At 62.2% G+C, this 19,406-nt stretch carries 16 protein-coding genes; 12 read left to right on the plus strand and 4 right to left on the minus strand.

Going from position 1 to position 19,406, the window contains the following annotated elements; translation table 11 throughout:
• The first annotated feature begins 65 nt into the window (after positions 1 to 65).
• The 12 genes from FHK92_RS04030 to FHK92_RS04085 all read left to right on the plus strand — a co-directional run bounded on the left by FHK92_RS04030 (position 66) and on the right by FHK92_RS04085 (position 14,653).
• On the plus strand, positions 66 to 320 hold the full coding sequence (locus tag FHK92_RS04030; RefSeq protein WP_181286928.1) for a type II toxin-antitoxin system Phd/YefM family antitoxin: 255 nt from the start codon (positions 66 to 68) through the stop codon (positions 318 to 320).
• Complete coding sequence (locus FHK92_RS04035) at positions 321 to 731, plus strand: type II toxin-antitoxin system VapC family toxin (RefSeq protein ID WP_181286929.1); 411 nt, start codon at positions 321 to 323, stop codon at positions 729 to 731.
• Positions 732 to 826: 95 nt separating this feature from the next.
• Positions 827 to 5,221 carry an RHS repeat-associated core domain-containing protein gene (locus FHK92_RS04040; protein WP_181286930.1) on the plus strand — a complete coding sequence of 1,465 codons (4,395 nt, stop codon included), beginning with the start codon at positions 827 to 829 and terminating at the stop codon, positions 5,219 to 5,221.
• 13 nt (positions 5,222 to 5,234) lie between these two features.
• Entirely contained in the window at positions 5,235 to 5,708 is a 474-nt protein-coding gene (locus tag FHK92_RS04045; RefSeq protein ID WP_181286931.1) for an SMI1/KNR4 family protein, read from the plus strand.
• 303 nt (positions 5,709 to 6,011) lie between these two features.
• A complete protein-coding gene (ccoG, locus tag FHK92_RS04050) occupies positions 6,012 to 7,427 on the plus strand; it encodes a cytochrome c oxidase accessory protein CcoG (RefSeq protein WP_181286932.1) in 1,416 nt (471 codons plus the stop codon).
• An 11-nt stretch (positions 7,428 to 7,438) separates the two neighbouring features.
• On the plus strand, positions 7,439 to 7,978 hold the full coding sequence (locus tag FHK92_RS04055) for a FixH family protein (RefSeq protein ID WP_181286933.1): 540 nt from the start codon (positions 7,439 to 7,441) through the stop codon (positions 7,976 to 7,978).
• Positions 7,979 to 8,136: 158 nt separating this feature from the next.
• Entirely contained in the window at positions 8,137 to 10,587 is a 2,451-nt protein-coding gene (locus FHK92_RS04060; RefSeq protein ID WP_181286934.1) for a heavy metal translocating P-type ATPase, read from the plus strand.
• Positions 10,588 to 10,611: 24 nt separating this feature from the next.
• Positions 10,612 to 10,830 (plus strand): cbb3-type cytochrome oxidase assembly protein CcoS, encoded by a 219-nt coding sequence (gene ccoS / locus FHK92_RS04065; RefSeq protein WP_181286935.1) that lies wholly within the window; start codon positions 10,612 to 10,614, stop codon positions 10,828 to 10,830.
• A complete protein-coding gene (locus tag FHK92_RS04070; protein ID WP_181286936.1) occupies positions 10,823 to 11,506 on the plus strand; it encodes a sulfite exporter TauE/SafE family protein in 684 nt (227 codons plus the stop codon). Before ccoS ends, FHK92_RS04070 begins: the two co-directional genes overlap by 8 nt.
• Positions 11,507 to 11,816: 310 nt before the next feature.
• On the plus strand, positions 11,817 to 13,199 hold the full coding sequence (gene hemN / locus FHK92_RS04075) for an oxygen-independent coproporphyrinogen III oxidase (protein ID WP_181286937.1): 1,383 nt from the start codon (positions 11,817 to 11,819) through the stop codon (positions 13,197 to 13,199).
• A gap of 95 nt (positions 13,200 to 13,294) precedes the next feature.
• A complete protein-coding gene (gene fnr, locus FHK92_RS04080) occupies positions 13,295 to 14,029 on the plus strand; it encodes a fumarate/nitrate reduction transcriptional regulator Fnr (RefSeq protein ID WP_181286938.1) in 735 nt (244 codons plus the stop codon).
• Between the two features lie 75 nt (positions 14,030 to 14,104).
• Positions 14,105 to 14,653 carry an adenine phosphoribosyltransferase gene (locus FHK92_RS04085; protein ID WP_003183509.1) on the plus strand — a complete coding sequence of 183 codons (549 nt, stop codon included), beginning with the start codon at positions 14,105 to 14,107 and terminating at the stop codon, positions 14,651 to 14,653.
• A 131-nt stretch (positions 14,654 to 14,784) separates the two neighbouring features.
• On the opposite strand, the gene recR is transcribed toward FHK92_RS04085, so the two are convergent.
• The 4 genes from recR to dnaX form a co-directional block, all read right to left on the minus strand.
• Positions 14,785 to 15,387, minus strand: a complete 603-nt coding sequence (gene recR, locus FHK92_RS04090) for a recombination mediator RecR (RefSeq protein WP_181286939.1) — start codon at positions 15,385 to 15,387, stop codon at positions 14,785 to 14,787.
• A gap of 66 nt (positions 15,388 to 15,453) precedes the next feature.
• Positions 15,454 to 16,482, minus strand: coding sequence for an NADP-dependent oxidoreductase (locus FHK92_RS04095; protein ID WP_030140890.1), 1,029 nt, complete (start codon positions 16,480 to 16,482; stop codon positions 15,454 to 15,456).
• 300 nt (positions 16,483 to 16,782) lie between these two features.
• Positions 16,783 to 17,121, minus strand: coding sequence for a YbaB/EbfC family nucleoid-associated protein (locus tag FHK92_RS04100; RefSeq protein WP_025212712.1), 339 nt, complete (start codon positions 17,119 to 17,121; stop codon positions 16,783 to 16,785).
• A gap of 64 nt (positions 17,122 to 17,185) precedes the next feature.
• Positions 17,186 to 19,267, minus strand: coding sequence for a DNA polymerase III subunit gamma/tau (gene dnaX / locus FHK92_RS04105; RefSeq protein WP_181286940.1), 2,082 nt, complete (start codon positions 19,265 to 19,267; stop codon positions 17,186 to 17,188).
• Positions 19,268 to 19,406: the final 139 nt, after the last annotated feature.

Genomic DNA, 19,406 nt, shown 5'->3' on the forward strand with positions numbered 1-19,406 from the left:
CCCCTTGCCTGCACCCGGCGCGAGTAGTAACGTGCCTACATTCGATTTTCCTGGGGGACGCCAGCATGTCCGTCACCACTATTTCCAGCCGCGAATTCAACCACGACACAAGTGGTGCCAAAAAAGCCACCCGTGAAGGCCCGGTCATCATCACCGACCGTGGCAAGCCAGCCCATGTGCTGCTAAGCATTGAGGAGTACCAGAAACTGACCGGCGTTGGCGCCAGCATTGTCGAGTTACTGGTCATGCCCGATGCGCCGGATATCGACTTCGATACCGAGCGTGCCGTCATTACGCCCCGTTCGGTGGATCTGTCCTGAATGTTTCTACTCGATACCAATGTCATCTCGGAGCTGCGCAAACCCCAAGCCGATAAAAACGTGCAGGCCTGGGCGCGCAGCGTGCCCGCCCCCAGCCTCTACGTCTCGGCGATTACCGTACTGGAACTGGAAACCGGCGTCTTGCGCTTCGAACGCAAGGATCCGGTGCAAGGCAGTCGTTTGCGTGCATGGCTAGACAACCACGTCATGCCCACGTTTGCCGGCAGGATTCTCGCCGTCGACCGCGCCGTGGCCCTTCGCTGCGCGCGTCTTCATGTTCCCGACCGCAGCAACGAATGCGATGCGTTGATTGCCGCCACCGCGCTGGTCCACGGGCTGACCGTGGTGACGCGTAACGTGGTGGATTTCCAGAGCAGCGGCGTGGCGTTGCTCAACCCTTGGTCAAGCTGATATCACGACGGACCCACTATTTACCGCCAGGGAGACAGGCGCAATGAAACGCAGCGAACCATTCCAGCACACAGGCATGAGCCTGGGCTTCGTACATGTCTGACGCGCTCTGGGCTGCCCGCCTGGGCGATGCACTCAACCACACCTCGATGATGGCCGATATCCTTGGCGGCGTGCTGGAGGTGGCGGCGAACATCGCGATCACTGCCGTGGCAACCGCCGCCGTGGTCGCCGCCACCGGCATCACCGTGGTCACTGGCGGCCTGGGCTGCTTCGTCCTGGGCCTGGTGGTGGGCACCATCGTCGGCCTGGCGATGAGCAAGACCGGGGCCGACAAGGGACTGAGCAATATATGCGAGGGCATCGGCAACGCCCTGTTTCCGCCCACGGTGCAGGCCAACATCCTCACCGGCTCCACCGACACCCTCACCAATAACATCCCCGCGGCCCGCGCCGCCGGGGCGATTCAATCCCACGTCGCCCCGGCCGGCACCGAGCTTGGAGCCCCCGAGCCGGAAGAAGAGCCCAGCTACCTGGATATGGCGGGAGCGTTCTTCTCGCAGATGTGGCGCCCCACTGTCGCCACGCCCGCGCCGGGCGCCATACCCAAGCCGGAAGACCTGGTCATCTGCATGAAGCATCCGCCGATGCCACCGCAGTTCATGGCCGAAGGCTCGGACAAGGTCACCATCAACGGCCAGCCCGCCGTGCGCAGCGGCGACCGCAGCACTTGCGATGCGACGGTGGTGTCGTCCGGGCTGATTTCGCCCAACGTGACCATCGGCGGCGGCTCGGTGGTGGTGCGTGAGATCCGCAGCGGCAAGACCCCGGGCGTGGGGCTGGCGGTCACGGCACTTTTGATGCTCAAGGGCGGCAAGGGCAAATTCTTCAGCAAGCTGCCGTGCATGCTCGTGGGCGGCGCGGTGTCCATGGCCGCCAGCAGCGCGGCGAACGCGGCCGCCAATGCCGCCCTGGGTTCGTCGAACCCGGTGCATGCCGCTACTGGCGCCAAGGTGCTTGGCGGCGGTGAAGAGCTGGACTTCGTCTTGCCCGGCATTCTGCCGATCGACTGGCAACGCTTCTACAACAGCCGTGACGAGCGTTGCGACAGCCTGTTCGGTGCCGGCTGGAGCGTGACTTATGAGGTACGAGTCGACATCCTGCCCCACCCCGACGGCGGCGAAACCCTGGTCTACACCGACGAACAGGCGCGCCCCATCGACATGGGCTCGATCCCGTTGGGCGGCGCGGTGTTCAGTGCCGGCGAAGGTCTGGCGGTGCGCCGCCATGCCAGTGGGCAATTGCTGATCGAGAGCGAGGACGGCCTGTACCGCTTGTTCGAGCCCTCGCCGGCCAATCCATCGCACCTGCGCCTGAGCCAACTGGGCGACCGCAACGACAACCGTATTCACCTCGACTATGACGAGGGCGGACGCCTGGTGCGGCTGCGCGACACCTTCGATCTGGTGCAGGTCGAGTTGATTCGCGAAGGCGAACGCGTCAGCCAGATTCAACGCCTCTACCCTGATCAATCGCGGGAAGTACTGGTCAGCTACGCCTACGACGCATCGGGCAATCTTGCCGAAGTACGCGACGCTGGCAACCAGGTGCAACGGCGTTTCTGTTATGACGCTGGTCAGCGGATGGTCGAACACCAACTGCCCGCGGGCCTGCGCTGCTTCTACGAATGGGCCTTGATCGATGACCAGGAATGGCGCGTGGTCCGGCACTGGACTGATGAGGGCGACGCCTACCAGTTCGACTATGACCTCAAGTCCGGTATCACCCGCATCATCGACAGCCTGCAACGCACCAGCATCCGCCACTGGAACAGCCAGCACCAGATCATCCGGTTCAGCGACAACCTCGGCCAGACGTGGCTGTTCGAGTGGAACGATGAGCGGCAATTGCTCAGCGCCACCGATCCACAGGGTGGCCAGTATGAATTCAGCTACGACGACGCCGGCAACCTGATCAGCGAAACCGACCCGTTGGGCCGCAGCGAATCCACCCTCTGGCTCGAACACTGGGCCCTGCCGCTGGTAGACACTGATGCCGCCGGCAATAGCTGGACGTACCGCTACGATCAACGCGGCAACTGCACGGCGGAAACCGATCCTCTGGGCCACGTCACGCGTTACCGCTACGACACCCATGGCCAGGTCGTCGAAATCATCGATGCCACCGGCAAAAGCAAGAAGCTGCGCTGGAACCCGTTCGGCCAATTGGTGGAACACGTCGATTGCTCAGGGTACCCGACGCGTTTCAGCTATGACACGCGCGGTTATCTTCAAACCATCACCGACGCCCTCGGTGAGCGCACCCAATTCAGCTACGACGCCCAAGGCCGGCTGCTGAGCAGCCAATTGCCGGACGGTCGCACGGAACGCTACCAGCGTGACACGGCCGGCCGGCTCACCGGCTACACCGACCCGGCCGGGCACACCACGCACTATCAGCACAATCGTCGCGGCCAGGTCCGCCAACGCACCGATGCCCAGGGCCGGCAGGTGCAATTTGCCTACGACAGCTTTGGCCGGCTGCAAGCGCTGATCAACGAAAATGGCGAGAGCTACCGGTTTGCCTGGGATGCTGGGGATCGGTTGAGCGAACAACAGGACCTGGACGGCAGTGCCAAGCGCTACGACTACGACCGCCTCGACAACGTCGCGGCGGTGACGGCGATGCCCGCGCCGTACGGCACGGGCCTGGCGATCATTCCCGAAACCCTGCCAGCGCCCATTGTCCATCGCTTGGAACGCGACGCCGTGGGCCGGTTGCTCGCCAAAGTCACCGACGATGGCCGCACCGAATACAGCTACGACCCGCTGGACCAACTCACCGCCGTCACCTTCACCGACCGGCAAGGCAACGCCCAGACGCTGAGCTTCGCCTACGACGCCCTCGGCCAATTGCTCGCCGAAAACAGCGCCGCCGGCAGCCTGCAACATCACTACGACGAACTGGGCAACCTGATCCAGACGCAGTTGCCCGATGGCCGCTGGGTCAACCGCCTGTACTACGGCAGCGGCCACCTGCACCAGATCAACCTCGACGGCCAGGTCATCAGCGACTTCGAACGCGACCGCCTGCACCGCGAGGTGCTGCGCACCCAAGGGCAGATCAGCACCCGCAGCGAATACGACCGCAGCGGCCGGTTGCGCGCACGGCAACGCCGGCACAGCGGTCAACCCTCGCTGCTGCCAGCGGCAGTGCAAAAACACTTCGAGTACGACCCCGCCGACAATCTCATCGGCAAGCTCGACCAGCAACCCGCCGCGCAACAGCGCCAGCTCCTGCATTACGACGCCACCGGCCGCATCATCGCCAGCCAGGACAGCCTGCACGGCCAGCGCGAAACCTTCAGCTACGACGCCGCCGCTAACCTGCTGGACGGCCCGGCACCGGGCGCCGGACTGGTGGTGCACAACAAAGTGCTGACCTACCAGGACAAGCGCTACCGCTACGACGCCTTTGGCCGGATGATCGAAAAACGCAGCGCCAAACGCGGCGTCCAGCGATTCGCCTACGACGCCGAAAGCCGCTTGATCGAAGTGCGCAACGACAACGGCAGCGTGGTAAAAATGGCCTACGACCCGTTGGGCCGGCGTATCGCCAAGGCCGAGCACGACAGCAAGGGTTACCCGTTGGGGGAAACCCGCTTCACCTGGGACGGCCTGCGCCTGTTGCAGGAACACCGCCACCAGCAAACCAGCCTGTACCTCTACGAAGACGACGGCTACGAACCCCTGGCCCGCGTCGACGGCAGCGGCCCGCTGCAAAAGATCCGCTACTACCACAACGACCTCAACGGCCTGCCGGAACAACTCACCGAAGCCGATGGGCACAACGTTTGGCACGCCACGTATCGGGTGTGGGGCAACACGCTGGAAGAGGTGCGCGAGGCTTATTACATCGAAGAGCAGAACCTGCGGTTCCAAGGCCAATACCTGGATCGGGAAACAGGGCTGCATTTCAATACGTTCAGGTTTTATGATCCGGATGTGGGGCGGTTTACCACACCGGATCCGATTGGGTTGGAAGGTGGGCTCAATCTCTACCAATACGCTCCGAACCCTATCGGTTGGGCGGATCCATGGGGCTGGGCGTTTGCAGGGGTAGACTTCACTGGAAGCAGTGACCTGTTCCCGACAACGGGCTCACAAAAGAATATCGTGACCATCAAGATGCAAGGTGCAAGGGGGCGCGACTTCACGCAGGCTTTTAAAGAGGCCGGTATCTCGAAGAAAGCAGCGACTGGCTACACCTGGCACCACGTAGATGACTTCAACCCCAAAACCGGTACAACCACGATGCAACTCGTTAAAACAGCCGCACATGAGGCTACGTTCCCGCATGGTGGTTCAGTCGCGCAATATGAAAAACACTTCAAGGTTAAGTACGAGAGCACTGAGTCAGTCCTTGCGGCCTCAAAAAAAGGTTGGCTGGCCAACAAGATACCGAAAGCCAAACCTGGGCGCTGCTCATAAACGGAGAGTAACGATGCTTGAAAATACATTCTCAGATGACGAAGCAGCCATCACGCCAGCGGACCTGGATCTTTTGGAGTCCGCTATTGGCAAGAAGCTACCCACGCCTTTTAGAAACCATTACCTCAAGTACAACGGCGGCGTGCCGGAGCGCACCTACTGGGTCGGCGATGACTTCGACGAGCCACTGGAAGTGGCCGCCTTCAAGCCAATTACTGGCGCTGACTCCACGGTGCTATCCACCTATCAGTTGATGCTGAAGAAAGAGGTGCTTCCTGCGCATCTCTTGCCTTTCGCAAATGATTGGGGTGGCAACTTCTTTTGCCTCAACCTTGATACCGAAGCCGTTAGCTATTTCACGACTGATAGCTTCGATAGCGACCTTAGCTCCGAAGAGAACCAGGCTCAATCCGAAAAGCTGGTCTGCTCGAATTTCCTCCGCTTCGTTCAAGGGCTGATCGATGAGGAAGATTTGGACGAGGAATAAATCAGCGGTCACCACAGGATTTGCTCCGAAACACAAATCCTGTGGCGAGGGAGCTTGCTCCCGCTGGGCGGCGAAGCCGCCCCTTCCAATCTCCGCCAACGCCATGCTCTGTCTATAGTCAATTGATCCAGGTCATGACTTGTTACATCCGCTACACCATTCGGCCCAGACACCCAACGCGACCAAAGGTCGCACCCTTGGGCCAGAGCGACAGGCGTATCATTGCGCCACTGCAACACCCTTTCTGACCGTGGTCGGCACGTACTGGCCTCGGCGTTTTTCCACTGCCGTGGGATGCAATTGATGAGCAACCAGATTCCGGTACATGACGTTACCCCGCCTGCCAAGGACGCCAACAAAAGCGTCGACCTGTATGCCTCTCGGGAAAAAATCTACACCCGCGCCTTCACCGGCCTGTTCCGCAACCTGCGAATGGTCGGCGGAGCATTCCTGTTCTTGCTGTATTTCGGCACGGTCTGGCTGAATTGGGGCGGTCACCAGGCTGTCTGGTGGAACCTGCCGGAACGCAAATTCTTTATTTTCGGCGCCACTTTCTGGCCCCAGGATTTCATCCTGCTGTCGGGGATGTTGATCATCGCCGCCTTCGGCCTGTTTTTCATCACCGTGTACGCCGGGCGGGTCTGGTGCGGCTACACCTGCCCGCAAAGCGTCTGGACCTGGATCTTCATGTGGTGCGAGAAGGTCACCGAAGGCGACCGCAACCAGCGCATCAAGCTCGACAAGGCGCCCATGAGCGCCAACAAGTTCCTGCGCAAATTCACCAAGCACAGCCTCTGGCTGCTGATCGGTTTCGTCACCGGCATGACCTTCGTCGGCTACTTCACGCCGATCCGTGAGCTGGTCTTCGAATTCTTTACCGGCCAGGCCGATGGCTGGTCGTACTTCTGGGTCGGCTTTTTCACCCTCGCCACCTACGGCAATGCCGGCTGGCTGCGTGAACAGGTATGCATCTACATGTGCCCTTACGCTCGATTCCAGAGCGTGATGTTCGACAAAGACACCCTGATCGTTTCCTATGACCCACGTCGCGGTGAAAGCCGTGGCCCGCGCAAGAAAGGTATCGACTACAAGGCGCTGGGCCTTGGGGACTGCATTGACTGCACCATGTGCGTCCAGGTCTGCCCCACTGGCATCGACATCCGCGACGGCTTGCAGATCGAGTGCATCGGCTGCGCAGCCTGCATCGATGCCTGCGACAACATCATGGACAAGATGGATTATCCGCGCGGCCTGATCAGCTACACCACCGAACACAACCTCTCGGGGCAGAAAACCCATAAACTGCGCCCGCGTCTGATCGGCTACGCCCTGGTGCTGCTGGCGATGGTCAGCCTGCTGGTCACCGCGTTTTTCATGCGATCGCTGGTGGGTTTCGACGTCAGCAAGGACCGCGTGCTTTATCGCGAAAACGCCGAAGGCCGGATCGAGAACGTCTACAGCCTGAAGATCATGAACAAGGACCAGCGCGACCATACGTATGTCCTCGAAGCCGCTGGCTTGCCTGACCTCAAGCTGCAAGGCCGACGGGAAATCAAGGTCGCGGCTGGCGAGATCTACAGCCAGCCGGTCGAACTGTCCAGCGCACCGGAACAACTGCCGTCGAGCACCAATGAGGTGATCTTCATCCTCAAGGACGCCGATGACGAAAGCGTACATGTCGAAGCCAAGAGCCGGTTCATCGGCCCACAGACTCGTTGAGAGAAATGAACATGCCTGCAGCAACCGCCACCAGCCCTTGGTACAAACACCTTTGGCCGTGGATCATTATCGGGATCCTCGCCTGCTCGGTAACGCTGAGCCTGACCATGGTGACCATTGCGGTGAAAAATCCGGACAACCTGGTCAACGACAACTATTACGAAGCAGGTAAAGGCATCAACCGCTCGCTGGAGCGCGAACTGCTGGCCCAGACCCTGCAGTTGCATGCCAATGTGCAGTTGGACGACCTGACTGGCGAAGTGAACCTGCGCCTGAACGGCAACAGCCGGCCCCAGACCGTGGAACTGAGCCTGATCTCGCCGACGCAGCCGGAGAAGGACCGCAAGATTGTCCTGACCCGCAACGACAGCGAACCGGGCCGCTACGTTGGCCAGTTGGCGGACAAGATCGAAGGTCGGCGCTTTGTCGAATTGCTGGGTGTTGAGAACGACAAGACCTGGCGTCTGTTCGAAGAAGAGCAGGTCAACCACGACCAGGCCATCCTGCTGGGCGACGAGCCGCTGCAAGGCGCTGAAGACCTGAAGAAGTAAGCTGCTTTTGTGGCGAGGGAGCTTGCTCCCGCTGGGCCGCGAAGCGGCCTTGTTTGTAATCCGGCACTCCTCAGGCATATTGCGTACTGAAATCACGACTGCTGCGCAGCCGAGCGGGAGCAAGCTCCCTCGCCACAAAAGGCCTTCATGCGACAACCATGACCACCCCACAACCCTGCTACCACTGCGCCCTGCCCGTCCCTCCCGGCAGCCGCTTCACCGCCGTTGTCCTCGGTGAGACTCGCGAGCTGTGCTGCCCAGGCTGCCAGGCGGTGGCCGAGGCTATCGTCGCCGGCGGTCTGGAAAGTTATTACCAGCATCGCAGTGAAGCGTCGGCCAACCCCGAGACCTTGCCCGTCCAATTGACCGATGAGCTGGCATTGTACGATCGCCCAGACGTGCAGCAGTCATTCGTCCGCCATGAAGGCGACCTGTCCGAAACCACCTTGCTCATGGAAGGCATCAGTTGCGCGGCCTGCGGCTGGCTGATCGAAAAACACCTGCGCGCCTTGCCGGCCGTGGCCGAGGCGCGGTTGAACCTGTCCAACCATCGACTGCACGTTCGCTGGGCCGATGCTCAGTTGCCGCTGAGTACATTGCTCGCCGAACTGCGCCAGATCGGCTACGCCGCGCACCCCTACCAGGCCGATCAGGCCAGCGAGCAGCTCGCCGCGCAGAACCGCCTGGCCCTGCGCCAATTGGGCGTAGCCGGTTTGCTGTGGTTCCAGGCGATGATGGCGACCATGGCCACCTGGCCGGAATTCAACATCGACCTGAGCCCCGAGATGCACACCATCCTGCGCTGGGTCGCGCTATTCCTGACAACGCCCATCGTGTTCTACAGCTGCGCACCGTTTTTCAAAGGCGCCATGCGCGACCTGCGCACTCGCCACCTGACCATGGACGTTTCGGTGTCCCTGGCCATCGGCAGCGCCTACATCGCAGGGATCTGGACGTCCATCACCGGCACCGGCGAGTTGTATTTCGATGCGGTCGGCATGTTTGCCCTGTTCCTGCTCGCCGGCCGCTACCTTGAACGCCGGGCCCGGGAACGCACCGCTGCCGCCACCGCGCAATTGGTCAACCTGCTGCCCGCCTCTTGCCTGCGCCTGGATGATCGCGGCCAGAGCGAGCGCATCCTGCTCAGCGAACTGCGCACGGGCGACCGGGTATTGGTCCAGCCCGGCGCGATCCTGCCGGCCGATGGCAGGATTCTCGAAGGCCAATCCAGCGTCGATGAATCGTTGCTGACCGGCGAATACCTGCCACAACCCCGCCAGGCCGGCGACGCGGTCACGGCGGGTACGCTGAATGTCGACGGCGCCCTGACCGTCGAAGTACAAGCGCTGGGCCATGACACCCGGCTGTCAGCCATCGTGCGGCTGCTGGAACGGGCCCAGGCCGAAAAACCACGACTGGCGGAAATCGCCGACCGCGCAGCCCAATGGTTCCTGCTGTTTTCCTTGATCGCCGCAGCGGCGATCGGCCTGTTGTGGTGTTACCTGGATGCGTCCCGCGCGTTCTGGATTGTCCTGGCAATGCTAGTCGCGACCTGCCCTTGCGCGCTGTCGCTGGCAACGCCGACTGCCTTGACCGCTGCCACCGGGACCTTGCACAAACTCGGGCTGCTGTTGACTCGAGGCCATGTGCTGGAAGGCCTGAATCAGATCGACACGGTGATTTTCGACAAGACCGGGACCCTAACCGAAGGCCGCCTGGCGTTGCGCGCCATTCGACCGCTCGCGGCGCTCGACAGCGACCGGTGCCTGGCCTTGGCCGCGGCCTTGGAAAATCGCTCCGAGCACCCGATTGCCCGGGCCTTCGGTCGCGCGCCGCTGGCCGCCGAGCACGTCCAAAGCTTCCCGGGCTTGGGTCTGGAAGGCTCAGTGGGCGAACAGCGATTGCGCATCGGCCATCCGGTGTTTGTCTGCGAACCGAGTGGCGCCACCGTACCGTTGATGCCGGACGAACCCGGACAATGGCTGCTGTTGGGGAATGACGTCGGACCACTGGCCTGGTTTGTCCTCGACGATCGTTTGCGCACGGATGCCCCGGCGCTGCTGGCCGCCTGCAAGGCCCGCGGCTGGCGCACGCTGTTACTGTCGGGCGACAGCTCGCCGATGGTTGCCAGCGTCGCCGCCGAGCTTGGCATCGATGAAGCCCGCGGCGGCTTGCGCCCGGACGACAAGCTGGCGGTGCTCCAACAATTGCATCAGCAAGGTCGCAAAGTGCTGATGCTCGGCGACGGCGTGAACGACGTACCAGTGCTGGCGGCGGCGGATATCAGTGTCGCCATGGGCTCAGCCACCGACCTGGCCAAGACCAGCGCCGACGCCGTGCTGCTGTCCAATCGCCTCGATGCGTTGATCCATGCCTTCAGCCTGGCCCGGCGCACCCGCCGGGTGATCATCGAGAACCTGGCCTGGGCAGCGCTGTACAATGGGCTCATGTTGCCGTTCGCCGCCCTCGGCTGGATCACGCCGGTATGGGCCGCGGTCGGCATGTCCATCAGTTCGCTGACCGTGGTGCTGAATGCGCTGAGGCTGACCCGTCAACCGCAGGCGCAGGATCTCGACGCCACGCCCGATACCCGTCCGCTGCCGGCCTGAGCCGCGCGGGCATGGAGTTCCGACATGCCAGCTCTCTACGTGATGATCCCGGCCGCGCTGCTGATCGTGGCCATCGCCGTGTACATTTTTTTCTGGGCCGTGGACAGCGGACAGTACGACGACCTCGACGGTCCGGCCCACAGCATCCTGTTCGACGACCAGGACCCTAACCATCAGGCGGCCGTGGACGAAGCCAGTGGCGAGGCGAAAAAACCGGACGACAAGGCGCCGCCCCATGCTTGACCTGGCACCGCTGCTGGTTTCAGCCGTCATCCTTGGCCTTCTGGGCGGTGGCCATTGCCTGGGCATGTGTGGCGGCCTGATGGGCGCCCTCACGCTGGCGATTCCCAAGGAACAACGCAGCCGGCGCTTCCGACTGATGCTGGCGTACAACCTGGGGCGGATCCTGAGCTACGCCACCGCCGGCTTGCTGATCGGCCTGGCCGGCTGGGCCGTCGCCAACAGTCCGGCGGCCATGATCATGCGCGTATTGGCAGGTTTGCTGCTGATCGCGATGGGCCTGTACCTCGCCGGATGGTGGAGCGGCCTGACCCGCATCGAAAGCATCGGCCGTGGCTTGTGGCGGCACATCCAGCCCGTCGCCAATCGCCTGCTGCCGGTGTCAAGCGTGCCTCGGGCCTTGCTGCTCGGCGCGCTGTGGGGCTGGTTGCCGTGCGGATTGGTCTACAGCACCCTGCTGTGGTCTGCCAGCCAGGGCAATGCGCTGGACAGTGCGCTGCTGATGCTCGCCTTCGGCCTCGGCACCTGGCCGGTGCTACTCGCCACCGGCCTGGCGGCCGAGCGCGTGACCGCGCTGCTGCGCAAACGCAGCGTGCGCATGGCCGGCGGGTTGTTGGTGATCGTCTTCGGCATCTGGACGCTGCCGGGGCCGCATCAGCATTGGCTCATGGGGCATTGACCGAATCGCCATCTTTGCCAGCCATTCAGAGAGAATGAACTCGATCATTGCAACTGCCCCTGTGGCGAGGGAGCTTGCTCCCGCTCGGCTGCGCAGCAGACGCAATATCAGCTAAATGCGTTCTGCCTGAAGATCGTAGGGGCCTGCTTTGCAGGCCTGCGGGAGCAAGCTCCCTCGCCACGGGTCTTGAGTGGTCTGGACAGACGTCGCCCCTCGACGACTGCTGATGCGCCGTTGACACAAATCAACACCCCCGTCCCCACGCCCCCATAGACTCCCGACCATGCCAGCCTATCCGGGGAACGCCCGCATGCTCGACGCCATTCGTTGGGACTCAAACCTGATCCGCCGCTACGACCTGGCGGGACCACGCTACACCTCGTACCCGACCGCGGCACAGTTCGGCAGCCAGGTGGGCTCCTTCGACCTGCTTCACGCCCTGCGCGACAGCCGCAAGGCGATCAGGCCGCTGTCGCTGTATGTGCACGTGCCGTTTTGCGCGAACATCTGCTACTACTGCGCCTGCAATAAAGTCATCACCAAGGATCGCGGTCGCGCCCATGCCTACCTGCAACGGCTGGAGCAGGAAATCCAGCTGATCGGCTGCCATCTGGACCCCGCCCAGCGCGTCGAACAATTGCATTTTGGCGGTGGCACCCCGACGTTCCTCAGTCACGACGAGCTGCGCCAGTTGATGGCCAAGCTGCGCCAGCATTTGAACCTGATGGACGACGACTCCGGCGACTACAGCATCGAGGTCGACCCTCGCGAAGCCGATTGGTCGACCATGGGCCTGTTGCGGGAACTGGGTTTCAACCGGGTCAGCGTCGGCCTGCAAGACCTCGACCCGGTCGTGCAGCGCGCCGTCAATCGCCTGCAAAGCCTGGAAGAAACCCGCGCCGTGATCGAAGCCGCGCGGACCTTGCAGTTTCGCTCGATCAACATCGACCTGATCTACGGCTTGCCCAAGCAGACGCCGGACAACTTCGCGCGCACCGTCGAGGAAGTCATCAACCTGCAACCGGACCGCCTCTCGGTGTTCAATTACGCCCACCTGCCGGAGCGCTTCATGCCTCAGCGGCGCATCAACAGCCAGGACCTGCCAAACCCCGAGCAGAAACTGGCCATGCTACAAGGCACCATTGAACAGTTGACCGCCGCCGGTTACCGCTACATCGGCATGGACCACTTCGCCCTGCCCGACGACGAGCTGGCGATCGCTCAGGAAGAGGCGACGCTGCAGCGAAATTTCCAGGGCTACACCACCCATGGTCATTGCGACCTGATCGGTCTTGGGGTGTCGGCCATCAGCCAGGTCGGTGATCTGTACTGCCAGAACAGCAGCGACCTGAACCACTATCAAAACACATTGGCCGATGGGCAACTGGCAACCAGTCGCGGGCTTGTGTGCAATGCGGACGACCGAGTGCGGCGTGCGGTGATCCAGCAGCTGATCTGCCACTTCATCCTGGCGTTCGCCGAAATCGAGCAACGCTTCAACATCGATTTTCGTGAGTATTTTGCGTCGTCATGGCCGCAGTTGCAGGCGATGGCCGACGATGGCCTGATCGAATTGACCGATACGCACCTCCAGATACTGCCTGCGGGACGCCTATTGGTGCGCTCGATCTGTATGGTGTTCGATGCCTATCTGGAGCAGCAAAACCGGCAGCGTTTTTCCCGCGTCATCTGAGCGCGACAATTTGCCGGTGACGCCGCACTGGCCGGAGGGTGTGCGCTGAGTTACCCTTACGTCTAATGTGTGTTTTTCCCACAAGGATTTAAGAAATGTCCGAGCCAGTCAAATCCCGCGCTCATAACCAGGCCCATTGCAAGGACTGCAGCCTGGCCCCTCTCTGTCTGCCACTTTCGTTGAATCTGGAAGACATGGACGCGCTGGACGACATCGTCAAGCGGGGGCGTCCCTTGAAAAAGGGCGAGTTCCTGTTCCGTCAGGGCGATGCCTTCGACTCGGTCTATGCTGTGCGCTCAGGCGCCCTGAAGACGTTCAACCTGAGCGACGGTGGCGAAGAACAACTCACCGGCTTCCATCTGCCCAGCGAGCTGGTGGGCCTGTCCGGCATGGACACCGAAACCCATCCGGTCTCGGCCCAAGCGCTGGAAACCACTTCTGTATGTGAAATTCCCTTCGATCACCTGGATGAGCTGGCCTTGCAACTGCCGCAGTTGCGTCGCCAGTTGATGCGAGTCATGAGCCGCGAGATCCGCGACGACCAGCAAATGATGCTGTTGCTCTCGAAGAAGACCGCCGACGAGCGCATTGCGACGTTCCTGGTCAACCTCTCGGCACGCTTTCGTGCCCGTGGGTTTTCGGCCAATCAGTTTCGCTTGAGCATGTCGCGCAACGAAATCGGCAATTACCTGGGTCTGGCGGTGGAAACCGTGTCCCGGGTGTTTACCCGTTTCCAGCAGAGCGAATTGATCGCCGCCGAAGGCAAGGAAATCCATATCCTTGATCCGATCCAGCTCTGCGCCCTGGCCGGCGGCTCGGTCGAAGGCTGATGCGCTTGCGCGGCTGAGGCTTTCGCCTCGCCGCGCTATACTGCCGCGTTTGCAGCCAGCCAGGACACCTCGACGATGGTCTTCGACTCCTTCGACATCAAATCCCTGATTCGCCCCGTGATCGATTTCCCCAAGCCAGGCGTGATCTTTCGCGACATCACCCCGTTGTTCCAGTCACCCACCGCCCTGCGGCTGGTCATGGACAGTTTCGCCCACCGTTACGTCGAGGCCGAGTTCACGCACATCGGCGCGATGGATGCGCGCGGCTTCCTGATTGGCTCGATCCTGGCCTATCAGTTGAACAAGCCCTTGGTGCTGTTTCGCAAGCAAGGCAAGCTGCCGGCCGACGTGTTGGCCGAGGGTTACCAGACCGAATACGGCGAAGCCTTCCTGGAAGTCCATGCGGACAGCCTGTGCGAAGGGGATTCGGTGGTGATGTTCGATGACCTGATCGCTACTGGCGGCACGTTGATTGCCGCCGCCAACCTGATCCGCCGCATGGGCGCGAAGGTCCACGAAGCGGCCGCGATCATTGATCTGCCGGAGCTGCTTGGCTCCCAGCGCCTGGAAGACATGGGCATCCCGACGTTCTGCCTGACGCAGTTTTCGCTCAGCGAAAAATAATTGTCCCCGACAAAACACATATTCCCTGTGGGAGCGAGCCTGCTCGCGAAAGCGGACGATCAGCAGATAATGTCTGACTGACCCACCGCCTTCGCGAGCAGGCTCGCTCCCACAGGGGACTTCTTCGGAAGTTACAACGCGATCGGCTTACGCCCCGCAAACGAATGCGCCAGCGTCCCGCCGTCCACCAGCTCAAGCTCCCCACCCAGCGGCACGCCGTGGGCGATGCGAGAGGCGACCAGGCCTTTGTTGCTCAGCAATTGGGCGATGTAATGGGCAGTGGCCTCGCCTTCGACCGTCGGGTTGGTGGCGAGAATGACTTCGGTAAACGTGCCCGCCTCCTCGATCCGCGCCATCAATTGTGGAATGCCAATCGCCTCAGGCCCCAGGCCGTCGAGCGGCGACAAGTGCCCCTTGAGCACAAAGTAACGGCCACGGAAACCGGTCTGCTCCACCGCATAGACATCCATCGGCCCCTCCACCACACACAGCAGGCTGTCGTCCCGGCGCGGGTCGGCGCATTGCGGGCAGAGGTCGTCCTCGGTCAGGGTCCGGCACTGGCGGCAGTGCCCTACCCCTTCCATGGCCTGGCTCAAGGCCTGGGCCAGGCGCGAGCCGCCGCTGCGATCACGCTCGAGCAGTTGCAACGCCATGCGCTGGGCAGTTTTCTGACCCACGCCCGGCAAGGTTCGCAGGGCATCGATCAGTTGGCGGATCAAAGGGCTGAAGCTCATCGAGGAAACGTCCGACATAACAACGAGACGCGGTTTATACCCGCGCCTCCGATTAGCGTCAAATACTCAATCGCGCGCCACCCGCACGACCAACTTGCCAAAATTGCGCCCTTCCAGCAGACCGATGAACGCCTGCGGCGCATTCTCCAGCCCGTCGACAACGTCTTCGCGGAACTTGACCCTGCCGTCGCGCACCCAGGGGGCCATGGCGCTGATGAACTCCGGCTGGCGGTCCCCGTAGTCATCGAACACGATGAACCCCTGGATACGCACACGCTTGGTCAATAGCGTGCGCTGCAACTGAGGCAGGCGATCCGGGCCACTTGGCGGCTGATGATCGTTGTAGGACGCGATCAAGCCACAAAGCGGGATGCGCGCCTTGGCGTTGAGCAGCGGCAGCACGGCTTCAAAAACCTTGCCGCCGACGTTTTCGTAATAGATGTCGATGCCTTTATCGCAGGCCCGAGCCAGCTCTTCGGCAAAATTCGCGCTCTTGTGGTCGATACAGGCGTCGAATCCCAGCTCATCGACCACGTATTTGCATTTTTCGCCGCCGCCGGCCACGCCCACCACACGCAGGCCCTTGATCTTGGCCACTTGTCCCACCACCGAGCCCACGGCGCCCGAAGCCGCCGCCACGACCAGGGTTTCCCCCGCCTTGGGTTGGCCAATGTCCATCAACCCCATGTAGGCGGTCATGCCGGGCATGCCCAAAACACCCAGCGCCATCGAAGGGCTCGGCAATCCTGAAGGGATGGGAATGACATTGCGCCCATCGCTGATGCAGTGGCTCTGCCAGCCCGTGGCGCCCACCACCAGATCACCCTCTTGGAATTTCGGGTGCATCGAGCGCTCCACGCGACTAACGGCGCCACCGGTCATCACTTCGTCGATTTGCACCGGGGCGGCGTAGGACGGTGCGTCACTCATGCGCCCGCGCATATAGGGGTCCAGAGACAGGAACAGCGTCTTGAGCAGGATCTGTCCTTCGGCCAGATCCGGCAGCGTCATGTGTTCAAGGCGAAAATTTTCAGCGGTTGGCGCACCTGTGGGGCGCGAGGCCAGGACGATGCGCTGGTTGGAAATCGATGACATGGGGGCGTCTCCTTGTTCGTTGAGCGGACACGTATAGGGAGCAGACCATTGCCGAAGGGGCGGTGTTCGATGTTTATTCCGGTATGGCGCGGTGCAGCCTTCGCGAGCAGGCTCGCTCCCACATAGGACCTGCTGCGAAACTCGCAATCGAGACCACTTCGATCCACTGTGGGAGCGAGCTTGCTCCGGGCGGCGTTCCGACGAAAGCGGTCGAACAGAGACCCCATGCTCCGACAGAAACAAAAATGCCAGGCGCGATGCCTGGCATTGTGTGTAGCCCATCCCGACCGGGATGGCGAATCAGAACGGCAGTTTCATGCCCGGCGGCAATTGCATGCCCGCGGTCATGCCGGACATCTTGTCCTGGCTGTTGGCTTCGATCTTGCGCACCGCGTCGTTGACGGCAGCGGCGAACAGGGCTTCAAGCATTTCCTTGTCGTCTTCGCTCAGGCCTTCGACCACGCTTGGATCGATGCTGACGCGCTTGACGTCATGGCGACCGGTCATGACCACGGTCACCATGTCGCCACCGGACTTGCCGGTGACTTCGGCGTTGGCCAGCTCTTCCTGCATCTTGGCCATTTTTTCCTGCATCTGCTGAGCCTGCTTCATCAGGCCGGCCATGCCACCTTTCATCATGGGAATCACCTCGAAAGTACTTGGATAAACAACGCGCCCGGCCTGCCCGGCCCGGCGCCTTCAGTTATGAGCCCTGGGGGACCGGGGCCTCGACAGGTTCGATAGTATCGTGACGGACCACGGCGCCGAACTGTTGCATCATCTGCTGGATGAACGGATCGTTGTGAATCGAATCCTCAGCTTCACGCTGTCGGTCGGCACGGCGACGGGACGCGGCCTGGGCCGGCGTCTCCTGCTCGGGCTTGATCAGCTCGATGGTCAACGTCAGGGTGCGCTGGTGGTATTGGTTCAGCGCATCATTGAGGCGACGCTGCTGGGTCGCGTTGAACAGTGCGCTGTGGGCCGGGTCCAGGTGCAGCAACCAATGGTCGCCCTCCACCGAGATCAACGTGCAGTTGGCGGCGATGCTGCCGGTCATGCCGCTGATCTGCAGCTTGGGGAACAGCTCCAGCCATTGCAGGGCCAATCCGGTGGCCGGCATCGCCGCCGGTTCCGGCTCGGGCTCAGGGGCCGGCTCGGCGGCATGCTCGCTGGCCAGGTCGTCCAGGTAGCTGTAGGCCGAATCCATGTCCGGCTCGATGTAATCCTCATCCAGCGGCGGCTCGTCGTCCAGGTCAATGCCCGGCGTGGCGACATCGACGTCCGCCACTGTCGGCTCCGGCACCGGTGCCGCCACCCACTCCGGCGCGTCAGGCACTGCGCTGTCCGGCGTCGGCATGGGCATCGGCGGCAATTCAGGCTGCTCGGCGATGGTTTCCAGCACAGGCTCCACGGCGGGTTGCTGGACGACTTCCGGTTCAACCGGATCGTTCCAAGGCAGGTCGATGACCTCTTCAACGACCGACTCTGGGAGTACCTCGGCGCTCGGTTCAGGTTCCGGCTCCGGCTCGGGCGTCGCAACGACAGGCGCCGGCATTGGCTGGGCTACAGGCGCCACCGCTGCCGGAGCAGAAACCGCTGCCGGCGCAACCACGGGCGCGGCAGCCACTGGCTTGGCGGAATCAGCTGTGGCCTGGCTGATCCCCACTGGCTTTAGCGTTTGTCTTGGCGCGTCCGGCGTATCGGCGGGCCGGAACGCAAGCATCCGCAGCAAGACCATTTCGAACCCGCCGCGCGGGTCCGGCGCCAGGGGCAGGTCGCGACGGCCGATCAGGCCCATCTGGTAATAGAACTGCACGTCCTCGGCCGGCAGCGCCTGGGCCAACGCCAGCACGCGGTCACGATCCCCGTGGCCGTTGTCGACGCCATCAGGCAAGGCCTGGGCGATGGCGACACGGTGCAGCACGTTGAGAATCTCCGAGAGCACGCCATTCCAGTCCGGTCCCTGCTCGGCCAGGTGACGCACCGCTTCCAGCAGCGCCTTGGCGTCGCCTTCGATCAATGCGTGCAAGACGTCATAGACCTGGCCGTGATCAAGCGTGCCGAGCATGGCCCGCACATCGGCGGCCATGACCTTGCCTTCGCCGAAAGCGATGGCCTGGTCGGTCAGACTCATGGCGTCGCGCATCGAACCATCGGCGGCGCGGCCCAACAGCCACAGCGCGTCATCTTCGAACGGCACGTTCTCGACGCCCAGCACGTGGGTCAGATGCTCGACGACGCGTTCCGGTGTCATGTTCTTCAGGGAGAACTGCAGGCAACGCGACAGAATCGTTGCAGGGAGTTTCTGCGGGTCGGTGGTCGCCAGGATGAACTTGACGTAGGGCGGCGGTTCTTCGAGGGTCTTGAGCAGCGCATTGAAGGAATGGCTGGAGAGCATGTGCACTTCGTCGATCAGGTAGACCTTGAAGCGCCCACGGCTCGGCGCGTACTGCACGTTGTCGAGCAGTTCGCGGGTGTCTTCGACCTTGGTGCGGCTGGCGGCGTCGATTTCGATCAGGTCGACAAAACGGCCTTCGTCGATTTCCCGGCAGACCGAACATTCGCCGCAGGGCGACGAGGTGATGCCGGTTTCACAGTTCAGGCACTTGGCGATGATCCGCGCGATGGTGGTCTTGCCCACGCCACGGGTGCCCGTGAACAGGTAGGCGTGGTGCAGCCGCTGGCTGTCCAAGGCATTGATCAGAGCCTTGAGCACATGGGTCTGGCCGACCATTTCGCGGAACGAGCGCGGACGCCATTTACGTGCAAGAACCTGATAACTCATCGAAAACCGTCGCAACGAAGGAACATAAGCGGCTAATGCTAGCGGAGCAGGGGCGAAATTGCATCCGGTGTGCTCGTCTAATCTGGCTAAGCTAGGTTGAGCAGCTCGGTTGTCGACATGTTTTTGTAGAGTCAGGAGA

The sequence above is a fragment of the Pseudomonas brassicacearum subsp. neoaurantiaca genome (genome assembly GCF_013608025.1).
Classification (GTDB): Bacteria; Pseudomonadota; Gammaproteobacteria; order Pseudomonadales; family Pseudomonadaceae; genus Aquipseudomonas.